Annotated in this window: 21 protein-coding genes; 5 read left to right on the forward strand and 16 right to left on the reverse strand. The window is 71.8% G+C overall.

The features are described from left to right. Positions 1 to 36: 36 nt before the first annotated feature. The 8 genes from AB0C03_RS20965 to ruvC all read right to left on the reverse strand — a co-directional run bounded on the left by AB0C03_RS20965 (position 37) and on the right by ruvC (position 9,585). Complete coding sequence (locus tag AB0C03_RS20965) at positions 37 to 2,559, reverse strand: RelA/SpoT family protein (protein WP_030336970.1); 2,523 nt, start codon at positions 2,557 to 2,559, stop codon at positions 37 to 39. A 197-nt stretch (positions 2,560 to 2,756) separates the two neighbouring features. Then, entirely contained in the window at positions 2,757 to 3,323 is a 567-nt protein-coding gene (locus AB0C03_RS20970) for an adenine phosphoribosyltransferase (RefSeq protein ID WP_030336968.1), read from the reverse strand. 78 nt (positions 3,324 to 3,401) lie between these two features. Beyond that, positions 3,402 to 4,598, reverse strand: a complete 1,197-nt coding sequence (secF, locus tag AB0C03_RS20975; RefSeq protein ID WP_030336967.1) for a protein translocase subunit SecF — start codon at positions 4,596 to 4,598, stop codon at positions 3,402 to 3,404. A gap of 1 nt (position 4,599) precedes the next feature. Continuing rightward, the gene (secD, locus tag AB0C03_RS20980) at positions 4,600 to 6,519 is read right to left on the reverse strand and encodes a protein translocase subunit SecD (protein ID WP_030336966.1); all 1,920 of its coding nucleotides are present in this window, start codon (positions 6,517 to 6,519) and stop codon (positions 4,600 to 4,602) included. Between the two features lie 278 nt (positions 6,520 to 6,797). After that, positions 6,798 to 7,136, reverse strand: coding sequence for a preprotein translocase subunit YajC (gene yajC, locus AB0C03_RS20985; protein ID WP_030336965.1), 339 nt, complete (start codon positions 7,134 to 7,136; stop codon positions 6,798 to 6,800). A gap of 140 nt (positions 7,137 to 7,276) precedes the next feature. Continuing rightward, positions 7,277 to 8,344 carry a Holliday junction branch migration DNA helicase RuvB gene (gene ruvB, locus AB0C03_RS20990; protein WP_030336964.1) on the reverse strand — a complete coding sequence of 356 codons (1,068 nt, stop codon included), beginning with the start codon at positions 8,342 to 8,344 and terminating at the stop codon, positions 7,277 to 7,279. A 114-nt stretch (positions 8,345 to 8,458) separates the two neighbouring features. After that, positions 8,459 to 9,061 (reverse strand): Holliday junction branch migration protein RuvA, encoded by a 603-nt coding sequence (ruvA, locus tag AB0C03_RS20995; protein WP_030336961.1) that lies wholly within the window; start codon positions 9,059 to 9,061, stop codon positions 8,459 to 8,461. Continuing rightward, on the reverse strand, positions 9,058 to 9,585 hold the full coding sequence (gene ruvC, locus AB0C03_RS21000) for a crossover junction endodeoxyribonuclease RuvC (protein WP_030336959.1): 528 nt from the start codon (positions 9,583 to 9,585) through the stop codon (positions 9,058 to 9,060). Before ruvC ends, ruvA begins: the two co-directional genes overlap by 4 nt. 708 nt (positions 9,586 to 10,293) lie before the next feature. Here ruvC and AB0C03_RS21005 point away from each other — a divergent pair. Beyond that, the gene (locus AB0C03_RS21005; RefSeq protein WP_030336958.1) at positions 10,294 to 11,076 is read left to right on the forward strand and encodes a 3-hydroxybutyrate dehydrogenase; all 783 of its coding nucleotides are present in this window, start codon (positions 10,294 to 10,296) and stop codon (positions 11,074 to 11,076) included. Between the two features lie 14 nt (positions 11,077 to 11,090). Beyond that, complete coding sequence (locus AB0C03_RS21010) at positions 11,091 to 13,010, forward strand: helix-turn-helix domain-containing protein (protein ID WP_030336956.1); 1,920 nt, start codon at positions 11,091 to 11,093, stop codon at positions 13,008 to 13,010. A 183-nt stretch (positions 13,011 to 13,193) separates the two neighbouring features. Here the strand turns inward: AB0C03_RS21010 and AB0C03_RS21015 are convergent, their stop codons facing one another. The 3 genes from AB0C03_RS21015 to AB0C03_RS21025 all read right to left on the reverse strand — a co-directional run bounded on the left by AB0C03_RS21015 (position 13,194) and on the right by AB0C03_RS21025 (position 16,138). Further along, on the reverse strand, positions 13,194 to 13,802 hold the full coding sequence (locus tag AB0C03_RS21015; protein WP_030336954.1) for a TetR/AcrR family transcriptional regulator: 609 nt from the start codon (positions 13,800 to 13,802) through the stop codon (positions 13,194 to 13,196). A gap of 11 nt (positions 13,803 to 13,813) precedes the next feature. Beyond that, positions 13,814 to 15,382 (reverse strand): MFS transporter, encoded by a 1,569-nt coding sequence (locus AB0C03_RS21020; protein WP_030336952.1) that lies wholly within the window; start codon positions 15,380 to 15,382, stop codon positions 13,814 to 13,816. Positions 15,383 to 15,466: 84 nt separating this feature from the next. After that, positions 15,467 to 16,138, reverse strand: coding sequence for a transcriptional regulator (locus AB0C03_RS21025; RefSeq protein ID WP_307857933.1), 672 nt, complete (start codon positions 16,136 to 16,138; stop codon positions 15,467 to 15,469). 235 nt (positions 16,139 to 16,373) lie between these two features. Here AB0C03_RS21025 and AB0C03_RS21030 point away from each other — a divergent pair, with 235 nt between their 5' ends. Next, complete coding sequence (locus AB0C03_RS21030; RefSeq protein ID WP_030336949.1) at positions 16,374 to 17,231, forward strand: SPFH domain-containing protein; 858 nt, start codon at positions 16,374 to 16,376, stop codon at positions 17,229 to 17,231. A 62-nt stretch (positions 17,232 to 17,293) separates the two neighbouring features. Here the strand turns inward: AB0C03_RS21030 and AB0C03_RS21035 are convergent, their stop codons facing one another. Both AB0C03_RS21035 and AB0C03_RS21040 read right to left on the reverse strand, forming a co-directional pair. Beyond that, positions 17,294 to 18,670, reverse strand: coding sequence for a permease prefix domain 1-containing protein (locus tag AB0C03_RS21035; RefSeq protein ID WP_210866851.1), 1,377 nt, complete (start codon positions 18,668 to 18,670; stop codon positions 17,294 to 17,296). Beyond that, a complete protein-coding gene (locus AB0C03_RS21040) occupies positions 18,667 to 19,032 on the reverse strand; it encodes a PadR family transcriptional regulator (RefSeq protein WP_030336945.1) in 366 nt (121 codons plus the stop codon). The genes AB0C03_RS21035 and AB0C03_RS21040 overlap by 4 nt, the downstream gene beginning before the upstream one ends. 198 nt (positions 19,033 to 19,230) lie before the next feature. Here AB0C03_RS21040 and AB0C03_RS21045 point away from each other — a divergent pair, with 198 nt between their 5' ends. Then, positions 19,231 to 19,977, forward strand: a complete 747-nt coding sequence (locus AB0C03_RS21045) for a phosphotransferase family protein (RefSeq protein ID WP_210866850.1) — start codon at positions 19,231 to 19,233, stop codon at positions 19,975 to 19,977. A gap of 6 nt (positions 19,978 to 19,983) precedes the next feature. Here AB0C03_RS21045 and AB0C03_RS21050 read toward each other — a convergent pair whose 3' ends face one another. Genes AB0C03_RS21050 through AB0C03_RS21060 form a run of 3 tightly spaced genes read right to left on the reverse strand, consistent with a single transcriptional unit; the run spans position 19,984 to position 23,293 of the window. Beyond that, positions 19,984 to 21,126 carry an alcohol dehydrogenase catalytic domain-containing protein gene (locus AB0C03_RS21050; protein ID WP_357638461.1) on the reverse strand — a complete coding sequence of 381 codons (1,143 nt, stop codon included), beginning with the start codon at positions 21,124 to 21,126 and terminating at the stop codon, positions 19,984 to 19,986. Then, positions 21,123 to 22,580 carry an aldehyde dehydrogenase family protein gene (locus AB0C03_RS21055; protein ID WP_357638463.1) on the reverse strand — a complete coding sequence of 486 codons (1,458 nt, stop codon included), beginning with the start codon at positions 22,578 to 22,580 and terminating at the stop codon, positions 21,123 to 21,125. Before AB0C03_RS21055 ends, AB0C03_RS21050 begins: the two co-directional genes overlap by 4 nt. 56 nt (positions 22,581 to 22,636) lie before the next feature. After that, positions 22,637 to 23,293 (reverse strand): TetR/AcrR family transcriptional regulator C-terminal domain-containing protein, encoded by a 657-nt coding sequence (locus tag AB0C03_RS21060; protein WP_357638465.1) that lies wholly within the window; start codon positions 23,291 to 23,293, stop codon positions 22,637 to 22,639. Positions 23,294 to 23,411: 118 nt separating this feature from the next. On the opposite strand from AB0C03_RS21060, the gene AB0C03_RS21065 reads away from it, so the two are divergent. After that, positions 23,412 to 24,584, forward strand: coding sequence for an acyl-CoA dehydrogenase family protein (locus tag AB0C03_RS21065; RefSeq protein WP_030336937.1), 1,173 nt, complete (start codon positions 23,412 to 23,414; stop codon positions 24,582 to 24,584). The last annotated feature ends 41 nt before the right edge of the window (positions 24,585 to 24,625 follow it).

Here is a 24,625-nt window from a genome sequence, read left to right on the forward strand (position 1 = left end):
TGAGCCGGCGGGCGCTGTCGTGTTCGGGGTACGGCGTCAGGCGCCCGAGGTGACCCGGTAGGCGTCGAAGACGCCGTCGACCTTGCGGACCGTGGCCAGCAGGTGGCCCAGGTGCTTCGGGTCGGCCATCTCGAAGCTGAACCGGCTCACCGCCACCCGGTCACGGGTGGTGGTGACGGTGGCGGAGAGGATGTTGACCCGCTCGTCGGAGAGCACCCGGGTGACGTCGGCCAGCAGCTTGTGCCGGTCCAACGCCTCGACCTGGATGGCGACCAGGAACGTCGAGGCGGAGGTGAGCTTCCAACTCACCTCGACCACCCGCTCGCTCTGCGCGCGCAGGTCCTCGGCGTTGGCGCAGTCGTCGCGGTGCACGCTCACCCCGCCGGAGCGGGTGACGAAGCCGAACACCGAGTCCGGAGGCACGGGGGTGCAGCACCGGGCCAGCTTGATCCAGACGTCGCTGACGCCCCGGACCACCACGCCCGGGTCACTGCTGCTCTGCCGGCTGCGCGGCGGCCGGGTGGCGACGGCGGTCTCGGCGATGTCCTCCGCCGCACCCTCCTCGCCGCCGTACGCGGCCATCAGCTTCTGCACCACCGACTGCGCGGAGACCTGGCTGTCGCCGACCGCCGCGTACAGCGAGGCCACGTCGGCCAGGTGCAGGTCGCGGGCGATCGACATGAGCGCGTCGGAGGTGAGCATCCGCTGCAACGGCATGCCCTGCTTGCGCATCGCCTTGACGATCGCGTCCTTGCCGGCCTCGATCGCCTCCTCGCGCCGCTCCTTGTTGAAGTACTGCCGGATCTTCGTCCGGGCGCGCGGGCTCTTGACGAAGCCCAGCCAGTCCTGCGTGGGGCCGGCCGTCTCGGACTTCGACGTGAAGATCTCGATCACGTCGCCGTTGGACAGCGTCGACTCCAGCGGCACCAGCTTGCCGTTGACCCGCGCCCCGATGCACTTGTGCCCCACCTCGGTGTGCACCGCGTACGCGAAGTCCACCGGTGTCGAACCGGTCGGCAGCGGGATGACGTCACCCTTGGGGGTGAAGACGTACACCTCCTGGCTGGACAGGTCGAAGCGCAGCGCGTCCAGGAACTCGCTCGGGTCGGCCGCCTCCCGCTGCCAGTCCAGCAGCTGCCGCAGCCAGGTCATCTCGTCGATGTGCGCCGGCGGGCCGACGATCTGGGTGCCCTTGTGCTCCTTGTACTTCCAGTGCGCGGCGATGCCGAACTCGGCGGTGCGGTGCATCGCGTACGTGCGGATCTGCATCTCCACCGGCTTGCCGGTGGGCCCGATGACAGTCGTGTGCAACGACTGGTACATGTTGAACTTGGGCATCGCGATGTAGTCCTTGAACCGGCCCGGCACCGGCTGCCAGTTGGCGTGGATGACCCCCAGCGCCGCGTAGCAGTCGCGAACCGTGTCGACCAGGATGCGCACACCGACCAGGTCGTAGATGTCGTTGAAGTCGCGACCCCGCACGATCATCTTCTGGTAGATCGAGTAGAGGTGCTTCGGCCGACCTGTCGTCTCCGCCTTGATCTTGGCGGCCTTCAGGTCGGTCTGCACCTTCTGCGTCACCTGCCGCAGCAACGCCTCGCGCTGCGGCTGGTGCTCCCCGATCAGCCGGTTGATCTCCTCGTAGCGCTTCGGGAAGAGCGTGCCGAAGGACAGATCCTCCAGCTCCCACTTGATCGTGTTCATACCGAGCCGGTGCGCCAGCGGCGCGAGGATCTCCAGCGTCTCCTTGGCCTTCTGCTCCTGCTTGGGGCGGGGCAGGAAGGTCAGGGTACGCATGTTGTGCAGCCGGTCGGCCAGCTTGATCACCAGCACCCGCGGGTCCTTGGCCATCGCCACGACCATCTTGCGGATCGTCTCGGCCTTGGCCGCGTCGCCCAGCTTGACCTTGTCGAGCTTGGTGACGCCGTCGACCAGCAGGGCGACCTCGCCGCCGAAGTCGGCGCGCATCTGGTCGAGGGTGTACTCGGTGTCCTCGATGGTGTCGTGCAGCAGCGCGGCGACCAGGGTGGTGGTGTCCATCCCCAGGTTGCCGAGGATCGTCGCCACGGCGAGGGGGTGGGTGATGTACGGGTCACCGGACTTGCGGTACTGCCCGGAGTGCCACCGGGCGGCCGTGTCGAAGGCGCGCTGGAGCAGCCGGGCGTCCGCCTTGGGGTGGTTGTCCCGGTGGCTCGCGATGAGCGGCTCCAGCACCTCGCTGACCTGAGAGGTCTGCCAGGGCGCGTTGAACCGGGCCAGCCGGGCCCGGACCCGCCGGCCGGTGGGCGCGTTGGACAGCCCGAAGCCACCGCTGGGCGACGGGTCGATGCCGGCGTCGCTCGGGAACGGCACCACGACACCGTCGGCGCCGGGAGACGCCTCGGCGCTCGGCGGGCCGCTGGTCGGACGCACCGGGCTCTCGCCGGAAGCCCTGCCGGAGCCGTTGCCGGTGCCCGTCACCCGGGCCGGCGCGTCGCCTGTCCGGTCAGTCACCGAGCCGTCAGCGTCGCCTGTCGGGTGCACCGTGCCCTCCGCCGGAGGGACGACATCGTGGGACACCGGCCTCCTCACCGCTCGCCGGAAACACGCCGGCCGAAGATCGGCCGACCTGGTCTCGCCCGCCGGACGGGGTACCGCCGGCGTCAGCAAAGGGCAATGCTACCCGCACGGACGGTCCCCTGCCGCTCCGCCGGACGGTCGGCGCCGGGTCCATCCGACAGGTCCGGGATCAAACGGTCAGCCGGGTACCGACCGGCTCAAACAGTCAACAGGGCGTGGACGGGACGCGGCGCCAGTCGCTCACGTCCACCCAGGAAACCGAGCTCCAGCAGCACGGTGAAGCCGGCGACGGTCCCACCGGCCCGCTCGACCAGGTCCAGCGTCGCCTCGGCGGTGCCACCGGTGGCCAGCACGTCGTCGACCACCAACACCCGGTGCCCGGCGGTGAAGGCGTCCTCGTGCACTTCCAACGTCGCCTCGCCGTACTCCAGCGCGTAGGAGACCGAGTGCGCGGGGCGGGGCAGCTTGCCGGCCTTGCGTACCGGCACCACGCCCACCCCCGTCGCGTACGCGATGGCCGCCGCGACCACGAACCCACGCGCCTCGATGCCGACCACCACGTCGAAGGCTTCCCGCCCGTGGTACGAGACGATCCCGTCGATCACCTCACGGAAGACCTTGCCGTCGGCGAACAGTGGCATCAGGTCCTTGAACAAGACGCCCGGCTTGGGAAAGTCGGGCACGTCCAGCACCCGGCTGGCGACCAGTCGGGCGGCCTCCGGGCCACTGTCCCCGCGCGCTGCGGTGCTGTGGGTCTCCGTCACGGCTGTTTCGCTCTCCTTCGACGACGAACGGCGTCCGGCAACAGCATGCCGGACGCCGTTCGGGTGTTTCCTGTCGGGTCAGCGCCGCTTGGCGCCACCCGGCCGGTTGCCGCCGCCACCCGGGCGACCGCCCCGGGCACCGGTCGGGCGCTTGCCCGCCGGCCGAGCGCCCACCTTGGGGGCGGCACCGGCCAGCGCGGCGGCGTCCTGGTCGACCGGCTCGTCGGACGCGACGGCCTGGGCGGCCGGGCTCGCGGCGCCCTTACCGGGGACCTCGCCGCGGGCGACAGCGCCCCGCCGGCTCAGGACGCGCTTGTTGTGCGCCTGGATCCGCGGGTCGTAGTTCTTCAGCAGCGCCAGCAGCGGGGTGGCCACCAGGATGGAGGTCAGGAACGCCACCGCCATACCGACGAACAGCACCAGACCGAGGTCCTTCAACGTGCCGGCACCGAGCAGGCCGGCACCGATGAAGAGCAGACCGCCGACCGGCAGCAGAGCGACGACGGAGGTGTTCAACGACCGCATCAGGCTCTGGTTGATAGCCAGGTTGGACGCCTCGCCGTACGTCTGGTTGTTGTTGGCGGTGATGCCCCGGGTGTTCTCCTGGACCTTGTCGAAGACCACCACCACGTCGTAGAGCGCGAAGCCCAGGATGGTGAGGAAACCGATGATCGTCGACGGGGTGACCTCGAAACCGACCAGCGAGTAGATGCCGGCGGTGAGGATCAGGTTCGTGATCAGCGAGGCGACCGCGGCCACGGCCATCCGCCACTCGAAGCGCAGGATCAGGTAGACCATCACCAGCGCGATGAAGATGACCAGACCGAGCACGGCCCGCTCGGTGACCTGGCTGCCCCACGCCTCACTGACCTGGTTGCTGCTGATCTGGTCGGCGTTGATGCCGAGGTCCTCGGCGATCTGGGCCTTGACCGCGGTGGCCTGCTCGGCGGTGAGCTGCGGCGTGCGCAGCTCGTACGAGTCGCCGCCCGGGCCGCCGACCTTCTGCGTGGTCGCCACCGTGACACCGGTGTTCTCGGCGGCCAGGGCCGAGTTGACCTCCCGCTCGGCGTCGTCCAGGGTGCCGACGCTGGCCGGCACCTGGAACGAGTTGCCGCCCGCGAACTCGATGCCCAGGCTGAACCCGCGGATCGAGAAGCTGAGGATCGCGATCAGGATCAGAACCCCGGCGACGCCGAACCAGAGCTTGCGCCGGCCGACGATGTTGAGACCGGCCTCGCCGTTGTAGAGGCGGCTCGCCAGACCGTTTTCAGCCATCTCAGGCCTCCTTGGCGCGCGGGTTGCGGGGCTGAGTCGGCTGGTTGCGGGCCGGAAGCGCCCGGCCCAGACCGCTGACCCGCGGGGACAGGAACGCCCGGGTCCGGGCGAACATCGTCATGATCGGGTGACGGAAGAGGAACACCACCACCAGGTCCAGAACGGTGGCCAGGCCGAGCGCGAACGCGAAGCCCTTGACCGTGCCGACCGAGACCACGTAGAGCACCACCGCGGAGAGCAGGGTGATCGCGTTGGCCGAGATAATCGTGCGACGGGCCCGGATCCAGGCACGCGGCACCGCGCTCCGCGGGCTGCGCCCCTCCCGGATCTCGTCCTTCAATCGTTCGAAGTAGATGACGAACGAGTCCGCCGCCACACCGAGCGAGACGATCATGCCGGCGATGCCGGCGAGGGTGAGCGTGAAGCCGATCTGCCGGCCGAGCACCACCAGCGCGCCGAAGACCAGCAGCGCGGAGAGGATCAGGCTCAGGAAGATGACCGAGCCGAGCAGCCGGTAGTAGAAGAACGCGTAGATGATGACCAGCAGCATGCCGATGCCGGCCGCGAGCAGACCAGCGCGCAGGTGGCTGGCGCCCAGGGTGGCGGTGACGTTCTGCGCCTCCTGCTGCTCGAAGGTCACCGGCAGCGCGCCGTAGCGGAGCTGGCCGGCGAGGGTGCTGGCGTCCTTCTGGGTGAACTGGCCGGTGATCTGCGAGTTGCCGGTGAGCACACCCTGGATCTCCGGGGAGGACACGATCTCGTTGTCCAGCACCACGGCGACCCGGCACTTGCCGTCCTGGCCCAGCGCGGTCGCGTCACAGGCCTGGCCCTCGTTGTTGAACGCCTCACGGGTCAGCGAGGTCCACTTGCCCTGACCGTCGCCGGTGAAGTCCAGGCTGACCACCCAGGCGTTGGTCTGGTCGAGCACCGCATCGGCGTCGGAGACGTCGGTGCCCAGCACCTTGGCCTGGTCGAGCAGGTACTTCGAAGCGCCGTCCTCGCAGGAGACCACCTGCTGCTTCGGGTCGGAGATCGACGCCGGGGGGCGCTGGTCGAGCTGCGCGCAGCCGATCGTCGGCACGTTGAACTGCATCTGCGCCGGCAGCACCGCGACCTCCTGCGGAGACAGCGTGCCGAACGGCTTGAGCTTCTCGGCCAGCGACGGGTCGGCGGTCAGGTCGGCCGGGGCCTGCAGCCCGTTCGCGGCCTGCCACGCGGCGGCGCCGACCTTCTGCTCGACGGCCTTGCGCTGCTCCTCCACGCTGGCCGGCACCGGCTCCGAACTGGCGGTGGGCGCGGCGGCGCTCGGCGAGGCCGAGGCGGACGCGGAAGGAGTCGGCGTGGCACTGGGCGACGCCGGGGCCATCCCGCCCTGACCACCGCTGGGCGACGAGGTCACCTTCGGCGAGGCGCTGCCCGTGGGGGTCGGGGTCGCGGCGCCGGACGGGGTCGCGCTGCCGGTCGGGGCGGCGCTGCCGGACGGGGTCGGCGTGGCGGCGGGCGGCGCCTCGGCCACACCACTGCCGGAGGCGGCCTTGAGCACCTTGCGGAAGCGCAGCTCGGCGGCTTCGCCAACGTCGTCGAGGTTGCGGTTCTCACCGGGCAGGGAGATGACGATGTTGCGGTTGCCCTCGGTGACCACCTCGGCCTCGGCCACGCCGAACGCGTTGACCCGGCTCTCGATGATCTCGCGGGCCTCCTCGAGGTTCTCCGCCGTCGGGGGCTTGCCGTCGACGCTGTTGGTCGCCTCCAGTGTCACCCGCGTGCCGCCGATGAGGTCCAGGCCGAGCTTGGGCTCGAGCCGGTCCTTCCAACTGCCGCTGGCGCCGGCGAAGAACACCAAAAGATAGAGGACCACGAAGATGAACCCGAGCACGGCGAGCTGCCGCCCGGGGCGCATCTGTCCCTGAGGTGGTGCCACGGCTGTCCTGTCTCCCTGTACGGTCGCGCCGCTGTCGCAGCGGCGGCGGTGTCGGGCCGGGGGTCCCGCCCGACGGGTCTGCCTTGAGTCGACGAGATGCCGACACGAGAACCGGGCCCCCCGGCGCGGAACGCCGACGGCCACCGGAACGTGTCGACGCCCGACGTCGACCCAACTATCCAGTTTTCACGTCTCGCCCGCTGCCCCGTCGGGGCGCGACGACCCGGAAGCCGGGTCGACCGGCCGTACGCCGGACTCGCCGCTCCCGGGGGGAGGGGTCAGTCCTTGGCGGTGTCCGCGTCCTCGGTGACCGGCTCGCTCGGCAGCTCGGCACGGGTGACCACCCGCGCGATGGCCGGGCGGGCGTAGCGGGTCTGCACGCCCGGGGCGACCTCGATCAGGACGGTGTCGTCCTCGATGCCGGTGACCGTGCCGTAGAGCCCGCCGATGGTCACGACCTCGTCGCCGGGGCCGAGGTTGGACTGCATCGCCTCTGCCTCTTTGCGGCGCTTCTGCTGGGGTCGGATCATCATGAAGTACATGACGCCGAAGAGCAGGGCGATCATCAGGATCGGCGTGAAACCGCCGGCCCCGCCACCCGCTGCTGCCAATTGCACGGTTACTGACCTTCCCATTGGCCGCCTGCCCGGCACCGTGGGTGCCGGAGCGGAGGCGGATTCTCACGTCCTGTACAGACCGCGGCGAAGTCTAAACCCTGCACCTGAGAACGCCGAATGCGGCACAGATCACGTTCACATCACGGCTGTTCGGCATCCAGCGAGAACAGATCGGGCACAGGTGGACTATCTACACCAAATGTACCATTCGGTGGTGTGCGCCCCAGATGCCGCCAGGCGGCCTCGGTCGCCACCCGCCCCCTGGGCGTACGCGCCAACAGCCCGGCCCGCACCAGGAACGGCTCGCAGACCTCTTCGACCGTGTCCGGCTGCTCCCCCACCGCCACCGCCAGGGTGGACAACCCGACCGGGCCACCCCGGAACGAGTCGACCAACGCGGTCAGCACCGCCCGGTCCAACCGGTCCAGGCCCAGCGCGTCCACGTCGTACACGATCAGGGCGGCGCGGGCCGTGTCGAGATCGACCACCCCGTCCGCGCGGACCTCGGCGTAGTCGCGGACCCGGCGCAGCAACCGGTTGGCGATCCGCGGCGTACCCCGGGACCGACCGGCGATCTCGGTCGCGCCCTCCGGGGTGATCGGCACCCCCAGGATCCGTGCCGAACGGTGCAGCAGCGTCTCCAGATCCGCCGGCGAGTAGAAGTCGAGGTGCGCGACGAAACCGAACCGGTCCCGCATCGGCCCGGTCAGCAGGCCCGACCGGGTCGTCGCGCCGACCAGGGTGAACGGCTCGACGTCCAGCGGGATCGCCGTCGCCCCCGGACCCTTGCCCACCACCACGTCGACCCGGAAGTCCTCCATCGCGCTGTACAGCAACTCCTCCGCCGGCCGCGCAATCCGGTGGATCTCGTCGATGAAGAGCACGTCGCCCTCGGCGAGGCTGGTCAGGATCGCCGCCAGATCACCCGACCGCTCGATCGCCGGACCGCTGGTCACCCGGATACCCGCGCCCAACTCGGCGGCGACGATATTGGCCAGACTCGTCTTACCCAATCCGGGCGGGCCGGAGAGCAGAATGTGGTCCGGCGGCGAACCCCGCCGCATGGCGCCCTGCAACAACAGGTCCAGCTGGTCGCGGACCCGGTCCTGGGCGATGAACTCGGCCAACCGCCTCGGCCGTACCGTGGCCTCCGCGTCCCGGTCGGCGTCGTTGACGTACGCCGAGACGAGCCCCTCGGTCTCGCTCATCGGGCCGTCTTCATTCGCGACTGCGGGGCTCGCAAACCCGGCTCACTCCTCGCGCTCATCGGGCTGCCTTCAATCGCGACTGCGGGGCTCGCAAACCCGGCTCACTCCTCGCGCTCATCGGGTCCGACCCAGCAGCCGGATGGCCTGCTTGAGCAGCACCGGCACCGGCGGGGTCTCACCCTCGATCGACTCCGCCACCGCGGCCACCGCCTGATCGGCCTGGCCGGCCGTCCAACCCAACCCCACCAGGGCCTGCCGGACCTGCTCCGGCCAGCTGCCACGAGTCACCCCGGCCGACCCGTCGGCGCCGATCGGCACCGGGCCGATCCGGTCGCGCAGCTCCAGCACCAGGCGTTCCGCGCCCTTCTTGCCGATGCCGGGCACCCGGGTCAGGGCGGCGGTGTCGGCGTTGGCGATCGCCTTGCGGACCGCGTCCGGGGTGTGCACCGCCAGCACCGCCTGGGCCAGCCGCGGGCCGACCCCACTGGCGGTCTGCAACAGCTCGAACAGCGACTTGGCGTCGTCGTCGGCGAAGCCGTACAGGGTCAGTGAGTCTTCCCGCACGATCAGGCTGGTGGCGAGCCGGGCGACCTGGCCGACCCGCAGCTCCGCGAGGGTCCCCGGGGCGCAGTGCACGGCGAGCCCGACCCCACCGACCTCGATCACGGCCTGGTCCGGACCCGTCGCGGTCACCGTGCCGCGCACGCTGGCGATCATCGTGCTCCTCCTCGTCGTGCCCGGTCGGCCGCGGCGGCCAGCTTGGAGCGGGTCCCGCCGCGCCACACGTGGCAGATGGCCAGAGCCAGCGCGTCGGCGGCGTCGGCCGGCTTCGGCGGCTCGGCCAACCGCAACAGCCGGGTCACCATCGCGGTCATCTGCGCCTTGTCGGCCTGACCGGACCCGGTCACGGCCGCCTTCACCTCGCTCGGGGTGTACGTCTGCACCGGCAGCCCGGCCCGCGCCCCGGCCAGCACGGCGATGCCGCTGGCCTGCGCGGTGCCCATCACCGTGCGGACGTTGTGCTGGCTGAACACCCGCTCGACGGCGACGCTCTCCGGTTGGTGCTCGGCCACCAACTCGGTCAGCGACCGGTCCAGGTGCAACAGGCGCAGCGCCAGGTCGTCGGCCGGGTCGGTGTAGACCACGTAGTAGGCGACCAGGGTGCAGGGCCGGCCGGGCACACCCTCGACCACACCCACCCCGCACCGGGTCAGACCCGGGTCGACACCGAGCACGCGCACGCCGCCCCCTCCCCAACCGTCAGCAGTACGTGTGTTCGACACCCTAACCGGCGCCCTTCCCACCAGCCCCACGGGACACGCCCCCCGCGCCCCACACCCCACGCCTCGCACCCCACGCCCGCCCGCACCCCGCACTCACGCCCCACGCGTCCCACACCCACACCCACGCCTGCACCCCGCACTCACGCCGCCGCGAGCCCGCACCCCGCACCGCGCGCGCCACGCGCCACGCGCCACGCGCCACGCGCCACGCGCCACGCGCCACGCGCCACGCGCCAAGATCCGAGCAACCTCCCGGATGTCGCTGCCTCAGACGCTCCGGCGGCCGATCGGGCGCGAATCGCAACGTCGACGCCGGCAAGGTCACGCTCGATCCAGGATGTAGTGGCAACGGAACGCCGGGATGCCCACTACATCCTGGATATTGCGCGATCTTGCGCGGCGCGGCGCGGCGCAGGCGCAGCCTGGCGCGGAGCGGCGCAACCGGCCCGGCGCGGCCCGGCGCGGCCCGGCGCGGCCCGGCGCGGCCCGGCGCGGCCCGGCGCGGCCCGGCGCGGCCCGGCGCGGCGCAGCCTGACGCAGTGCGGCGCGACGAGGGCGGTGGGCGCGTGTGGGTCGGGAGGGGCGGGCGAGCCACACAGCTTCGGTGCGGAGTATGTGTCGCCGGCCCATGTGCCGGGGGGCACACAGCTCGTAACTTCTTGCGCCATGACGGCAGAACCCGTGGTGGTCCCCCACGTCGTACAGGTCGACCTCACCGGTCGGACCGCCCTGGTCACCGGGGGCGGCGGCGGCATCGGGCGGGCGTGTGCCCTGCGGCTCGGCGCGGCCGGCGCCACGGTGCTCGTGGTGGACCGCAACCTGGAGGCGGCGAAGGCGGTGGCCGCCGAGGCCGGGGGCCGGGCGGAGGGGGTCGACCTGTCCGACGCCGCGGCGGTGGACTCCCTCGACGCGGACGTGGACATCGTGGTGAACAACGCCGGGCTCCAGCACGTGGCGCCGTTGCAGGACTTCCCCGTCGAGCGCTTCGAGTACATCCAGCGGGTGATGGTGGAGGCGCCGTTCCTGCTGATCCGCCGGGCGCTGCCGCACATGTACGCCCAGGGCTGGGGGCGGGTCATCAACATCTCCTCGGTGCACGGGCTGCGGGCCTCGCCCTACAAGGCCGCGTACGTCTCGGCCAAGCACGCCCTCGAAGGGCTGTCGAAGGTGGTCGCGCTGGAGGGCGCCGCGCACGGGGTCACCGCCAACTGCATCAACCCGGCGTACGTGCGCACCGCCCTGGTGGAGAGCCAGATCGCCGATCAGGCGGCCAGTCACGGCATCGACGAGACCGAGGTGGTCGAGAAGATCATGCTGGCCCGGGCCGCGATCAAGCGGTTGATCGAGCCGGAGGAGGTGGCCGAGCTGCTGGCGTACCTCTGCTCGCCGCCGGCGGCGTTCATCAGCGGAGCGTCGATCGCCCTCGACGGGGGCTGGACGGCCAACTAGTGGGGCTGAGCACAATGTCGACCATGTCATCGCCGGTGGAGTTCCTGGAGCTGCTCGCCCGAGAGGCCGCGGCCGTCGAGTTCGAGGGACCACTGGTGGCCGCGCGGGCGGCCGGGCTGCCGCCGGAGCGCCTGGCCGAGCTGGAGCAGGCCAGGGCTGTGGCGTTGCGGGTCCGCGCGCTGCTGGAGCGCCGCCGCCGCCGGGAGAGCGAGCTGTCCGGCCTGTACGACACGGTCAGCGACCTGGCCGGGCTGCGCGACCTGGACGACGTGTTGCGGGCGATCGTGCACCGGGCCCGTCACCTGCTCGGCGCGGACGTGGCGTACATGACGCTCAACGACGACGAACGTGGCGACACCTACATGCGGGTGACCGACGGGTCGGTCTCGGCCCGTTTCCAGCGGCTGCGCCTGCCGATGGGCGCCGGCCTCGGTGGCCTGGTGGCCCAGTCGGGCGCCCCGTACGTCACCGCGAACTACGGCGAGGACGCCCGCTTCCACCACACCGGCGAGATCGACGCGGGGGTGGGCGAGGAGGGTCTGGTGGCGATCCTCGGGGTGCCGCTGCGACTCGGCTCCACCTCGATCGGGGTGCTCTACGCGGCCAACCGTTCGGCCCGGCCGTTCGTCCGGGAGGAGGTGACGCTGCTGGTGTCGCTGGCCGCGCACGCCGCGGTGGCGATCGACACCGCCCGGCTGCTGGCCGAGACCCGTTCGGCGTTGGCCGAGTTGTCGGCGGCGAACACCACCATCCGGGCGCACAGCAGCTCGGTGGAGCGGGCGGCGGCGGCCCACGACCGGATGACCGCGTTGGTGCTGCGCGGCGGTGGGGTGGAGGACGTGGCGGCGGCGGTGACCGAGGTGCTGGGCGGCGCGCTGCTGGCGTTGGACGCCGAGGGCCGCCTGCTGGCCCGGGTGGGTGAGATCGAGGAGCCGGACCGCGCGGACATCGTGGAGGCGGTGGCCGCGTCCCGGACCGAGGGGCGCAGCGTCCGCCGGGGCCCGCTCTGGTACGCCGCCGTGGTGGCCGGCGCGGAGAACCTGGGCGCCCTGGTGCTGCGCCCGGACGACGAGTTGGTCGACGCCGACCAGCGCATCCTGGAGCGGGCCGCGTTGGTGACCGCGCTGCTGCTGTTGTTCCGCCGGACGGTCGCGGAGGCGGAGGGGCGGGTGCGGGGCGAGCTGCTGGACGACCTGATCGCCCGCCCGCTGCGCGACACCGACGCGTTGCGCAGCCGGGCCCGTCGGCTCGGCGTGGACCTGGACGCGCCGCACGTGCTGGTGGCGGTGGGTGACGACGCGATCGCCGCGACCGGTTCGGCTCGGCAGCGGGTGCTCTCCTGGGCCACCACGTACGCCTCGGCGCGCGGCGGACTGGCGGCGGCCCGCGACGGCCGGGTGGTGCTGATGTTGCCGGGCTCGGACGCGGGCGGCAGTGCCCGCGCGGTGGCCCGGGACCTGTCCCGGGTGACCGGCCGCCCGGTGACCGCCGGGGCGAGTGGCCCGGCGAACACGCCGGCGGCGCTGGCGGTGACGTTTCAGGAGGCGGACCGGTGCCTGACGGCGTTGGGTGCGTTGGGCCGTGCCGGGCAGGGCGCGAGCACCGTGGAGTTGGGCTTCGTCGGGTTGTTGCTGGGCACTGTCGGTGACCGCGGTGAGAAGGACGTGACGGAGTTCCTCACCGCCACGGTCGGCCCGGTGCTCGACTACGACGCCCGCCGCGGCACGGCGCTGGTGAAGACGCTGGAGGCGTACTTCGGGGTGGGTGGCAGCCTGGCCCGGGCCGCCGAGCAACTGCACGTGCACGTCAACACGGTGACCCAGCGGTTGGAGCGGGTCGGGCAGTTGCTCGGCGTCGACTGGCAGCGCCCCGAGCGGGCGCTGGAGGTGCAGCTCGCGCTGCGTCTGCACCGCCTGCGCGCGCCGGCCGGCTGACCGCACCGCCGGGCCGCCGTGCCGCCCGGACCGCCGCGCCGCCGTGCAGCCCGGACCGCCGTGCAGCCCGGACCGCCGCGCCGCCGTGCAGCCCGAGCCGCCGTGCAGCCCGAGCCGTAGACGCCTGGTCAGCGGGCACCCCGCTGACCGCCACCCGGCCGGCGGGCACCGGGGCCGCCGACGTCAGCGGGCCCGGATGCCCTCCAGCACCGCGTCGACGACCCGTTCGGGCAGGGTCTGCTCGTCCAGGTCCGGATTCCACTGCAGCACCCGCTGGATCAGCATCGGGCCGGTGAGCAGCGCCATCGTCACCTCGACGTCGATGTCGGCGCGGAGCGCGCCCTCGTCGATGCCGCGTCGCAGCACCTCGCGCATCAGCTTCCGCCGGGGCGCGATGATGTTCTGGTAGAGCTGGTACTGGTCCGCGCTGCGGTTCACGGCGGGCACCAGACAGGGCATGATCTTCGCCGCGCGTGGGTCGACGTTCTTGCCGATCGCGCCGACCAGCAGCACCAGGTCGTCGCGGACCGAGTGCCCGGCCGGCTGGGCCAGGACGCCCTTGAGTCGCCGCAACGCGTCCAGCAGCAACGCGTCCTTGCCGGCCCAGCGGCGGTAGATGGTGGCCTTGCCGACCCCGGCGCGGGCGGCGATCGCCTCGATCGAGAGCGCCTCGATGGTGCTGCCCTCGGCGAGCAGGTCGAGGGTCGCCTCGATGATCGCCTCGTCGGCGCGGATGCTCCGCGGTCGCCCGGGCGACCGCGGAGCATCAGCAGTGGACGTCATGTCCGCCATTCTTCCCGCACCTAGGCCGTGCCGGCCAATTCGGGCTCGGCGACCGGCGTCACCGGGGCGACGCTGGTCTCCTCCTTGCCCGGCATCCAGCGCAGCACCACGATGATCCCGAGCGCGGCGATCACCGCGGAGAGCCCGGCCGCCCAGTGCATGGCGGTGACGAAGGCGTCGTTGGCCGCCGAGATCAGCCCCGGCGCCGCCGGGCCGAGCTGGCCCGCCGCCGCGTACGCCCCGGAGATCGACTCGTTGGCCGCGTCCTGGGCCTGCGTGGGCAGGCCGGTCAGCGCGTCACCGATGTCGCTGCGGTAGACAGCGGAGAGCACCGAGCCGAGGACGGCAACGCCGAGCGCGCCGGCCACCTGGCGGATGGTGTTGCTGACCGCGGAGCCCACCCCGGCCTTCTCCCGGGGCAGCGCCGACATGATCGACTCGGTGGCCGGCGGCATGATGTTGGCCATCCCGGCGCCCTGGATGAGGAAGACGAGCAGCACGATCCAGATCGGGGTGGAGGCGCCGATGAAGACGAAGGCGCCGAGTGACACAGCGGTCAGCACCAACCCGACGGCGGCGACGGCCTTCCCGCCGTAGCGGCGGACCATCGTGGCGCTGCGCGGCGCGAAGACCAGCTGGGCGCCGGCGAAGGGCAGGAAGAGCAGACCGGTCTGCAACGGGCTGTAGTCACGCACGAGCTGCAGGTAGAACGATCCGAAGAACATCGAGCCCATCGCGGCGAAGAACACCAGGCCGACGATGGCGACCGGAGCGGCGAACCGGGGCACCTTGAACAGCCGGACGTCCAGCGACGGGTGGTCGCTGCGCCGCTCGTGCTGCACGAACCAGGCCAGCACCGCGACGCCGACCAGGATCGAGCCCCAGGCCAGCGGACGGCCGAAGCCGTGCTCGCCGCCGTCGATGATGCCGTAGGAGAGGGCGACCAGGCCGACCACGGAGAGCAGAACGCCGAGCACGTCGATGCGGCCCGGGCGCGGGTCACGCGACTCGGGGACGAGCAGCGCCACCAGCACCACGCCCGCGGCGACCACCGGCACGTTGATCAGGAAGACCGAACCCCACCAGAAGTGCTCCAGCAGCGCGCCGCCGAGGATCGGGCCGATCGCCACGGCGAGGCCGACAGCGCCGGCCCAGACCCCGATGGCCCGACCGCGCTCGCGCGGGTCGAAGACGTTGGAGATGATCGACAGTGTCACCGGCATGATGGCCGCGCCGCCGACCCCCATCAGGGCGCGGGCCGCGATGAGCTGTCCGGGGCTCTGGGCGTACGCGGAGAGCAGCGAAGCCAGGCCGAACACCAGCAGACCGATCATCAGGAAGCGCTTGCGGCCGGCGCGGTCGCCGAGCACGCCGAAGGTGAACAGCAGCCCGGCGAAGACCAGGGTGTAGGAGTTGATGGACCACTCCAGCTCGCCCTGGCTGGCACCGAGGCCGTGCACCGGGTCGGCCAGGGTGCGCAGGGCGACGTTGAGGATCGTGTTGTCGAGGACGACCACGAGGAGGCTGATCACCAGCACCCCCAGGATCGCCCACCGCCTCGGGTGTCCCGTGTTGTTCTGCAGTTCCATTCCCGGCTTTCCCCCCACGCTGGTCACCCGCGACGAAATACGATACGGGTCAGACTCGTAACGCGAGTCAGCCTACGACGCGCATTAACGATACGGGACCGATCCGTATCGTATGTGGTGGGCGTCACGTCCCGGCGCGACAGCCAGGCAGGCGGCGACGGCGTCCGCCAACGTGCCGAGCCGCACGGCCGGCTTGCCGAGCGGCTCGATCCAGCCCGGCCCCGCGCCGTACACCCGAAGGCGTGGGAAGTCCCGGGCGAAGCGCAGCAGGCGGTACGCGCGGCCGGTGAGCGGCGTCTGCGACCAGAGCACGACGGTGCGGGGTCGGGCCCGGTGCACCGCACTGGCCAGCGCGCCCCAGGGCAGCGCGGGGCCGAGATTCAGACAGCCGCGACCCTGCTCGCGCAGCGCGGCGGCGAGGGCGTGCAGCCCGAGGCAGTGCGCCTCCTGCTCGGCGCCGGCCAGCAACACCCCGCCCGCGGGCAGGGACCGGCCGGGCTCCCGGCGGTACACGTCCATCCCGACCCGGACACCCTCGCTCAGGGCGTGCTCGACGGCGATCTCGGCGGCGGTCCGCCCCGGCATCCGGGCCAGCAGCGGCCCGCAGACCTGCTCCCAGAGCGCCTCGACGCCCCACGCGTGCGCCATCTCCAGCAGCACAGTGGCGACACGGTTACTGTCCAGGTCCTCAGCCGCCAGACAGACGCGCTTGTACGCGACCTCCACGGCATCCGCCGGCATCGAAGCGCTCAGCACCACACGTACCCCCGGGTAGACGTTTCCTACCCGATGGTTCGCTGAAACGGCGCGCGGTGGATGCGCTGTCGTGGGATTCGCCGGCGACGGGCATCCGGCCGGAGGGATATCGGCCGCGTCGCCCCGCGACGGCGGCACGGCGAGGCCGGTCACCAGGCCGGTCCCCCCGGACCACCTGCTTGACCTGCCCTCGTACGTTGATGATCCACACAGCTCAGCGGAAGGTCCTCACCCCATGCCTGTCGGCTTCACCATGGCGATCGTCTTCGCCGTCGCCCTGGCGGTCAGCGCCGTCGTCGCCCTCGTCGCTTCGGCCAAGCCGCTGAAGCGGACGGCCGCCCTCGCGGCGCTCGGCCTTCTCGCCCTCACCCTGGTGGTCGGCATCGCCTCCAGCGCCCACTCGGTGCCCATCCGCTCGGTCGGCATCGTCACCAGCTTCGGCAAGCCCACCGGCGAGGTGACCGGATCGGGCCTGAAGTGGGTGGCGCCCTGGCAGAAGGTCGGCGAGTGGGACGCGGGCCGGCAGAAGTACGACCACATCGGCGGCAACAACTGCGTACGCGTGCGCACCGGCACCCTCGCCGACGCCTGCGTCGAGGTGCTCGTCGAATGGCAGGTCAAGCCGGAGAACGCGCCGAAGCAGTTCATGGACTACAAGGGCGACTTCGGCAGCTTCCGCGGTCAGCGGGTGGGAGTGCAGCTCGACAGCGCGGTGAACGACGCCTTCGCCGCGTACAACCCGCTGGAGAAGATCGACGCCCAGACCGGTGACCTCAACGTCGACCTGAAGCCGTTCGCCGCGAACATCAAGACCAGCGCGGAGACCCGCCTCGCCAGCGACGTGGACATCCTCTCGGTGACCATCACCCGGGTCAACCACGACGACAAGACCGAGGGCAACATCAAGGCGTTCCAGGACAAGCTGGCCCAGACCCGCAACCTGGAGCAGGACCGCAAGAACGCCGAGATCTCCAAGCAGATCACCGAGACCAACGCGAAGGTGGACAAGGTGACCCGCTGCCTGGAGATCGCGGAGAAGAACGGCGCGAACCCGGGCCTGTGCATCAACCCGGGCATCGTCACCGGCAAGTGACAGCGGGGCCGGCCCACCCGTGGCGGGTGGCCGGCCCCGGTTCGCGGCTGGTCGCTCGCCGACTAGGCGAAGCTGAACAGCGGCGGAAACACCAGCACCACGATCCAGGCCCACGCCGCGTACACCGGCAGGTAACCGGTCTGCCACCGTTCGAGCGCCGCGAACGGCGTACGCCGGCGGATGAAGGTCAGCAGGAGCCACGCCGACCACGCGAGGTTGACCAGCAGGATCACGTTCTCTCCGAGCGCCGCCGCCCGGTTGGGCGTGCCGCCGTAGTCGTCGGTGATGCGCCCGGTGATCTCTATCAGCACCAGCACGTCGATGGCCAACGCGCTGACCACGAGCGCGAGTTGGAGTTTGTCGAACGGGCCGGGCGGGGCCGACGGATCGCGGGCCGACAGTGAGTAGAGCAGCAGCCCCAGCACCACGACCAGCAGGAGGTCGAAGAGGAGCAGCGCCTCACGCTCGACGTCGATGCCGTGGCTGGTCCAGACGACAGCGACGAGGAAGGCGAGCAGGGCGGCAGTGAAGAGCGGGGTGAACAACCGGGTGAGCACCGGCGCGATGTTCTCGACGACGCTCTGCTTGGCCTCGACGAGCCACCCGGCCACCACGACGGCGGCCGCGGCGCCACCGGGCAGCAGCCACTGCGAGACGAACTCCTGCGGGACGATGCCGATGGCCGCGAAGGTGTTGAACAGGAACGCGGCGAGCACGCCGCCGCCGAGCGCCATCAGCACCAGGTAGATGAACCACTCGCCGGTGAACCGGATGAAGTCCATGCGCCGACGCGACGAGCGCCAGTCGTCGGCGACGTAGGCCAGGCCGACCACCAGCCACAGGGCGATGGGAAGGTGGACGCTGGTGACGACCACTGACTGCGAGTCGTCCGCCAGGGGGTAGGCGTTGGCCGCCACCGCGCCGAGAGCGAAGAGGACCGCGAGTGCCGCGATCACCGGCCGTCGGGCGCTGCGACGCCAGGCCAGGTACGCCGCCAGCCAGGGCAACGCGAACAGTGTGAAGTTCCGCGCGTAGAACGCGCCGTCCTCGCCGAAGCTCAGCCCGAACAGCACCGGCACCTTGACCGACACCAGCGCGCCCGCCGCGCAGGCGAGCATCACCCACAGGTCCCGCCGGGCGCGGGGGCCGTCGGCCGGGCCGGCGGAGTCGCCGGTCAGCACCAACTGCTTCCACAACCGTTCCGAGTGTTCCCGGGCGAACTCGCGGGAGAGTTCGTCGAGGCTGCCCATCCGTTTCACCGCGACCAGAAACGCCTCGTCGGGGCTCAGGCCGGCGGCGACGAGTTCGTCCACGGAGCCGCGCAGGTGGTCTTCCAACTCGTCGGCGTCCACCGCCTGCAACTCCCGGCGGCGGAGCACGTACTGGCGCCACAGGGCGAACTGCGCTTCCAACTCCTGCGGGCCGTCGGGTGCCGTCATGCCAGGCCCCCCAACGGGGGCACCGTCAGCGGCGCGCGGTCCTGCCAGATCTCCTTGAGCGCGCCCACCACCGTGTCCCACTGCCGGCGCTGCTCGGCCAGCTCGGCCAGGCCGCTGTCGGTGATGCGGTAGTACTTGCGCTTGCGCTCACCGGCGACCGACTGCCAGCTCGACTCCAGATAGGAGAGGCGCTCAAGTCGGTGCAGCAACGGATACAGCAGCCCTTCGGTCCAGTCCAGCTCACCCCCGGACAGCTCGTTGATCCGCCGGAGGATGGCGTAGCCGTAGCTCTCGCCCTCGGCCAGGATGCCGAGCACCATCGGGGTCGCCGAGGCGGCGACCAGGTCCTTGGCGACCTTCATGAAACCTCCCGCCCCAAACCTAGAAGTACGATGCATAGTACTGCTAGGTATAGCGCCTGACGCAACCTCAGCGCCGGCGCGGACCTTCCGACCAGTCGCACGACTCTCGTCACCGCGGTCGCCGGGTCGGCCCCGGGCACCTGGCCACCACCGCCTCCCGTGGAAAATCAGTCGAATCCCGATGGTCGGGTCACCACAATGGCCGGTGTGCCGGAGGTCAAGGTGGTCGTAGCCCATCAGGAACGCGCCACCCTGCGCATCGGCGACGTGTTCCTGAAGATCGATGCTGATTCGGGGCGCACCGACGTCGAGGTCGAGGCGATGGCCATCGCGCCGGTCCCGACTCCCGAGGTCCTCTGGCGCCAGCCGCCAGTGCTCGCGCTCGCCGCCCTGCCCGGTACGGCACTCGGCCGCCTCGGCGAGCCGTCGACCGCGTCGTCGGCGGCGTGGACCGCAGTGGGCGCCGCCGTTCGGAAGCTGCACGACGCGCCACTACCGCCGTGGCCCGGTCGCGACCGCGCCGAGTTGACATCACAGCTCGACGCCGAGTGCGAGTGGCTCGTCCGCGACCGCGTCCTCCCCACCGACCTGGTCGCCCGCAACCGCCAGGTCGCCGAGGCGGCGCTCCGACCGTGGACCCCGGTGTTCACGCACGGCGACCTGCAGATCACCCACGTGTTCGTCGACGGCGACGAGATCACCGGTGTGATCGACTGGTCCGAGGCGGGCCGGGGCGACGCCCTCTTCGACCTCGCCACCCTGACGCTCGGGCACGAGGAACGCCTCGCCGACGTCCTCGCCGGCTACCGCGCCGACGTCGACCTCGACGTCATCCGCGGCTGGTGGTCAGCGCGCAGCCTGCTGGCGATCCGCTGGCTCGTCGCGCACGGCTTCGACCCGTTCGCACCAGGCTGCGAGGTCGACGTCCTGAAATCCCGGCTGTGACCGGCGTCAGCTGAGGGTGACCACCCAGCGGGCGCCCTCGCCCCGGGCCAGCCGGTCGAACGCCGTGGGCGCCTCGTCCAACGGAATCGTGCCGCTGACCAGCACCCCCAGATCCAGTGCGCCGTCGGCCAGCTCGGCAGCCAGCATCGGCACCTCCCGATCCGGGTCGGACGATCCGTACACCGAGGAGCGCAGCGTGCGCGCCGAGTGGAAGATGTCCAGCGCGCCGAGGCTGACCATGTCGTCCTTCGCGCCCATCCCGACCACTGTCACCGCTCCGCCGCGCCGGGTGAGCCGCCAGGCGGCACGGATGGTGGCCGCCCGACCGACGCACTCGAAGGCGTGGTCGACGCCACGGCTCTCGGTGCGCGCCCGTACCTCCTTGGAGAGCCGATCGTCGGAGAGCAGGAAGTCGGTGGCCCCGGCGGCCAGCGCCAGATCCCGCTTCGCCTCCGCGACGTCGACGGCCAGGATCGTGGTGGCACCGGCCCGGCGGGCCGCGCTGAGCACGGCGAGCCCGACGCCACCGAGCCCGACGACCGCCACCGACTCGCCGGGCGTCACCCGGGCGGTGTTCCGGACCGCGCCCACGCCGGTGAGCACCGCGCAGCCGAGCAGTGCGGCCTGTTCGGGTGGCAGCCCGGCCGGGATCGGGATGACGGCACGCTCGGGTACCACCACCGCCTCGGCGAGAGCGCCGAGGCCGAGGGTCAGGTGCAGCGGGACCCCGTCGTCGGTCTCGCCACGCGCCACCGTCGGGGCCGTGGTGGCGGCGCAGAGCCACGGCTCGCCGCGCCGGCACCACCAGCAGGCCCGGCACGCCGGTGCCCAGTTGAGCACCACCGGGGTGCCGACGGTCACCTGCACGCCCGGCCCGGTCTCGGCCACCACACCGGTCGCCTCGTGCCCGAGCACCAGCGGGAACCTCGCCGCGAGGGTGCCGTTGACCATGGACAGGTCGGAGTGGCAGACACCGGCCGCCGTGATCGTCACCCGCACCTCGCCGGGGCCGGGCGCGGGCAGGCGTACCCGCTCGACCCGCAGCTCGGCACCCGACCCGCGCGCGACCAGCGCGCGAACCGTGACCGGCGCGGACGCCGCTTCGGTGCCGCCGCCCGGCGCGGCCGGGGACAGCTCGCCGCCGGTCATCGCTGGATCGCCTTCAGCTCGCAGAACTCGGCCAGCCCGTGCACGCCCAACTCCCGGCCCAGGCCGGACTGCTTGTAGCCACCGAACGGGGCGAGCGGGTTGAACGGGGCACCGTTGATGTCGACGGCGCCGGTGCGCAGCCGCCGGGCCACCGCCAGCGCCGCGTCCGTGTCGGTGGACCAGACCGCGCCGGCCAGCCCGTACTTCGAGTTGTTGGCGATGGCGACCGCCTCGTCGGTGTCGGCGAACGGGATGACGGCGAGCACCGGCCCGAAGACCTCCTCCTGGGCGAGCGCGCTGTCGGGGTGCACGTCGGCGAAGACGGTGGGGGCGACGAAGTGCCCCCGGGCCGGCACCGGCGCGTCCGGTCCACCGGCGACCAGCCGGGCGCCGTCGGCGACGGCCCGGTCGATGTGGCCGCGCACCCGCTGCGCCTGGGCGGCGGAGACCAACGGGCCGAGCCGGGTCGCCGGGTCGAACGGGTCACCGAGCCGGTAGCCGGCCACCGCCGTGGCGATCAGGTGGAGGGCTTCGTCGTACCGGTCGCGGTGCACCAGCATCCTGGTCCACGCGGTGCAGGTCTGACCCGAGTTGAGCAGGGCGTTGCCGACGCCCACCTTGACGGCGGTGGCCAGGTCGGCGTCCGGGAGGATCACGTTGGCGGACTTGCCGCCCAGCTCCAGCGCGACCCGGGCGATCCGGTCGGCGGCGAGCCGCATGATCCGCGCGCCGGTGGCGGTGGAGCCGGTGAACGAGACCAGGTCGACGTCGGGGTGCCCGGCGAGAGCTTCGCCGACCACCGGCCCGGTGCCGCTGACCAGGTTCAGCACCCCCGGCGGCAGACCGGCCTCGGTGACCGCGTCGAAGAGCAGGTACGCGGTCAACGGGGTCAGCTCGCTGGGCTTGAGCACCACAGTGCAACCGGCGGCCAGGGCCGGGGCGAGCTTCGCCATCACCTGGTGCAGCGGGTAGTTCCACGGCGTGATCGCGCCGACCACGCCGATCGGCTCGCGGACGACGAGGGAGTTGCCGATGTGCTCCTCGACCGGCTCCCGGGCGGCGAGCGCCACATGGTCGCGCAGCACTGTCAATGGGAGCCCGACCTGCACCCGGGTGGCGAGCTTGAGCGGCGCGCCCAGCTCCCCGGCGATGGTGTGGGCGAGATCGTCGGCCCGGGCGGCGAGCGCCGTGTGCAGCCGGTCGAGGTGAGCGGAGCGCTGCGCGGGGGCGGCGGCCGACCAGCCGGGAAACGCGGCGCGGGCCGCGGCCACGGCGCGGTCCACGTCGGCCGGGGTGCCGGCCGGCACCTGCCCGATCAGCTCCCCGGTGCTCGGGTTCTCCACGTCGATCAGGTCGGTGCCGGCGGGCGACGTCCACTCCCCGTCGACGTGCAGGTGGCGCCGCAGGCGCAGGGGGTCGGGCAACTGCGACGGCGGGGCGGCGGCGAGGTCCATGTCGTCCCTTCGAGGGTGGGCGATGGGCGATGAAACTAGCGCTGGGAGTTTGGACGCTACCCGGTGGGCCCGGCGGACTCCACCGGGTCGACGGTGCGGGCGTACTCGGCGGCCAGCCCGTGCAGCAGGGCGTCCAGGCCCAGGGCGAAGGCGCCCTCGTCGACGCTCTGCTGATGCTCGGCGAGCCGGTGCGCCTGGCGCAGGTGCGGGTAGTGCGCCGCGTACAACTCCGGGTCCTCGACGAAACCGCGGGCGAACGAGCCGAGCGCCGACCCGGCCACGAAGTAGCGCAACGCCGCGCCGATGTGGGTGGCGCGGGCCGGCGGCCAGCCGGCCCGGACCAGCCCGCCGTAGACCGCGTCGGCCATCGCGAGGGCGGCCGGTCGACGACCCGGCCCCTGCGCGAGGTACGGCACGATGTTCGGGTGCGCGGTGAGCGCCCGCCGGTACGACCAGGCCCAGTCCCGCAGCGCGGTGACCCAGTCCCGGCTGGCGAAGCCGCTGGTGTCGACAGCACCGGTGACCGTGTCGGCGACCGCGTCGAGGATCTCGTCCTTGGTGGCGAAGTGGTTGTAGAGCGACGGCCCGCGGACGCCCAGTTCGGCGGCGAGCCGGCGGGTGGAGAAGGCGGGCAGGCCCTCGGCGTCGATGAGCGCGGTGGCGCTCTCGACGATCAGCTGCCGGGTGAGCCGGGGCTGGCGGGGTCGGGGCACTGCGCTCCTTGAGGGTCTCGGGTCGTGGGGTCTGGACGAATGAAAACTTACACCGCTAGTTTAGATGTGACCGCTGCGTCCCGCAGCGGCGCACCGCCACGCCGACCGAGGGGGAACCGTGGACTTCGCACTGTCCGACGAGGAACGCGCCGTCCGAGACACCGTGCGCGCGTTCATCACCCGCGAGGTGATGCCCCTGGAGGCGGAGGTGCTCCGCCGGGAACGGGCGCACCAGCCGGGCCTGGACCACTCCGAGGTGCGGGAACTGCAACTCAAGGCGCGCAAGTTCGGCTTCTGGGGCCTGGCCACACCGGAAGAGTACGGGGGGATGAACCTGCCGGCCGTCCTCCAGTCGTTGATCTGGACCGAACTGGGCCGCACGTTCGTGCCGTTCCGCTTCGGCGGCGAGGCGGACAACATCCTGTTCCACGCCACCGAGGAGCAGAAGCGGGAGTTCCTCATCCCGACCATCGAGGGTGAGCGCCGCTCCTGCTTCGCGATCACCGAACCGGGCGCCGGTTCGGACGCGGCCAACATCCGGCTGTCCGCCCGCCGCGACGGCGACGACTGGATCCTCGACGGCGAGAAGACCTTCATCACCGGCGGCCACGACGCCGACTTCGCCATCGTGGTCGCGGTGACCGACCGGGAGAAGGGCGCCCGCAACGGCGGCGCCACGGCGTTCCTGGTGGACCGGTCGATGGGCTGGCGTTCGGAGTTCATCCAGACGATGGGCGAGGGCGGGCCGGCGTCGCTGATCTTCGAGGGCGTCCGCGTGCCGCACCGCAACATCCTCGGCGAGATCGGGCAGGGCTTCACGCTCGGCATGGAGTGGATCGGCAAGGGCCGCTACACCATCCCGTCGCACGCCATCGGCATCGCCGAGCGGGTCCTGCAGATGGCCATCGACTACGCCAACACCCGGGAGACGTTCGGCGCGACGATCGGCACCAACCAGGCCATCCAGTGGATGATCGCCGACTCGGAGACCGAGTTGGAGGCGGCCCGCTGGCTGGTGCTGCGCTCCGCGTGGACGGTCGACCAAGGGCTGGACCCCCGGCACGCCTCGTCGATGGGCAAGCTCTACGGCGCCGGCATGGTCAACCGGGTGGTCGACCGGGTGCTCCAGATCCACGGCGGCATGGGCTACACCCGGGAGCTGCCGATCGAACGCTGGTACCGGCAGGTCCGGCTCTACCGGATCTTCGAGGGCACCGACGAGATGCAACGGTTGATCATCTCCCGGGACCTGCTGCGCGGCTACACGAAGATCGGCGGCCACCTGGCCTGAGCCGGATGCCGTACGCCGTCGGGGACGGCCGGGTGCGCGCC

The organism is Micromonospora parva (assembly GCF_040649675.1).
Lineage (GTDB): Bacteria > Actinomycetota > Actinomycetes > Mycobacteriales > Micromonosporaceae > Micromonospora > Micromonospora parva.

What these genes read in the sequence shown, in the direction of transcription:
- secF (WP_030336967.1), bottom strand. Translation starts at nt 4,598, where the DNA reads ATGGCTGAAAACGGTCTGGCGAGCCGCCTCTACAACGGCGAGGCCGGT.
- ruvB (WP_030336964.1), bottom strand. Translation starts at nt 8,344, where the DNA reads ATGAGCGAGACCGAGGGGCTCGTCTCGGCGTACGTCAACGACGCCGAC.
- ruvA (WP_030336961.1), bottom strand. Translation starts at nt 9,061, where the DNA reads ATGATCGCCAGCGTGCGCGGCACGGTGACCGCGACGGGTCCGGACCAG.
- AB0C03_RS21005 (WP_030336958.1), top strand. Translation starts at nt 10,294, where the DNA reads ATGACGGCAGAACCCGTGGTGGTCCCCCACGTCGTACAGGTCGACCTC.
- AB0C03_RS21010 (WP_030336956.1), top strand. Translation starts at nt 11,091, where the DNA reads ATGTCGACCATGTCATCGCCGGTGGAGTTCCTGGAGCTGCTCGCCCGA.
- AB0C03_RS21015 (WP_030336954.1), bottom strand. Translation starts at nt 13,802, where the DNA reads ATGGCGGACATGACGTCCACTGCTGATGCTCCGCGGTCGCCCGGGCGA.
- AB0C03_RS21020 (WP_030336952.1), bottom strand. Translation starts at nt 15,382, where the DNA reads ATGGAACTGCAGAACAACACGGGACACCCGAGGCGGTGGGCGATCCTG.
- AB0C03_RS21030 (WP_030336949.1), top strand. Translation starts at nt 16,374, where the DNA reads ATGCCTGTCGGCTTCACCATGGCGATCGTCTTCGCCGTCGCCCTGGCG.
- AB0C03_RS21035 (WP_210866851.1), bottom strand. Translation starts at nt 18,670, where the DNA reads ATGACGGCACCCGACGGCCCGCAGGAGTTGGAAGCGCAGTTCGCCCTG.
- AB0C03_RS21040 (WP_030336945.1), bottom strand. Translation starts at nt 19,032, where the DNA reads ATGAAGGTCGCCAAGGACCTGGTCGCCGCCTCGGCGACCCCGATGGTG.
- AB0C03_RS21045 (WP_210866850.1), top strand. Translation starts at nt 19,231, where the DNA reads ATGGCCGGTGTGCCGGAGGTCAAGGTGGTCGTAGCCCATCAGGAACGC.
- AB0C03_RS21050 (WP_357638461.1), bottom strand. Translation starts at nt 21,126, where the DNA reads ATGACCGGCGGCGAGCTGTCCCCGGCCGCGCCGGGCGGCGGCACCGAA.
- AB0C03_RS21055 (WP_357638463.1), bottom strand. Translation starts at nt 22,580, where the DNA reads ATGGACCTCGCCGCCGCCCCGCCGTCGCAGTTGCCCGACCCCCTGCGC.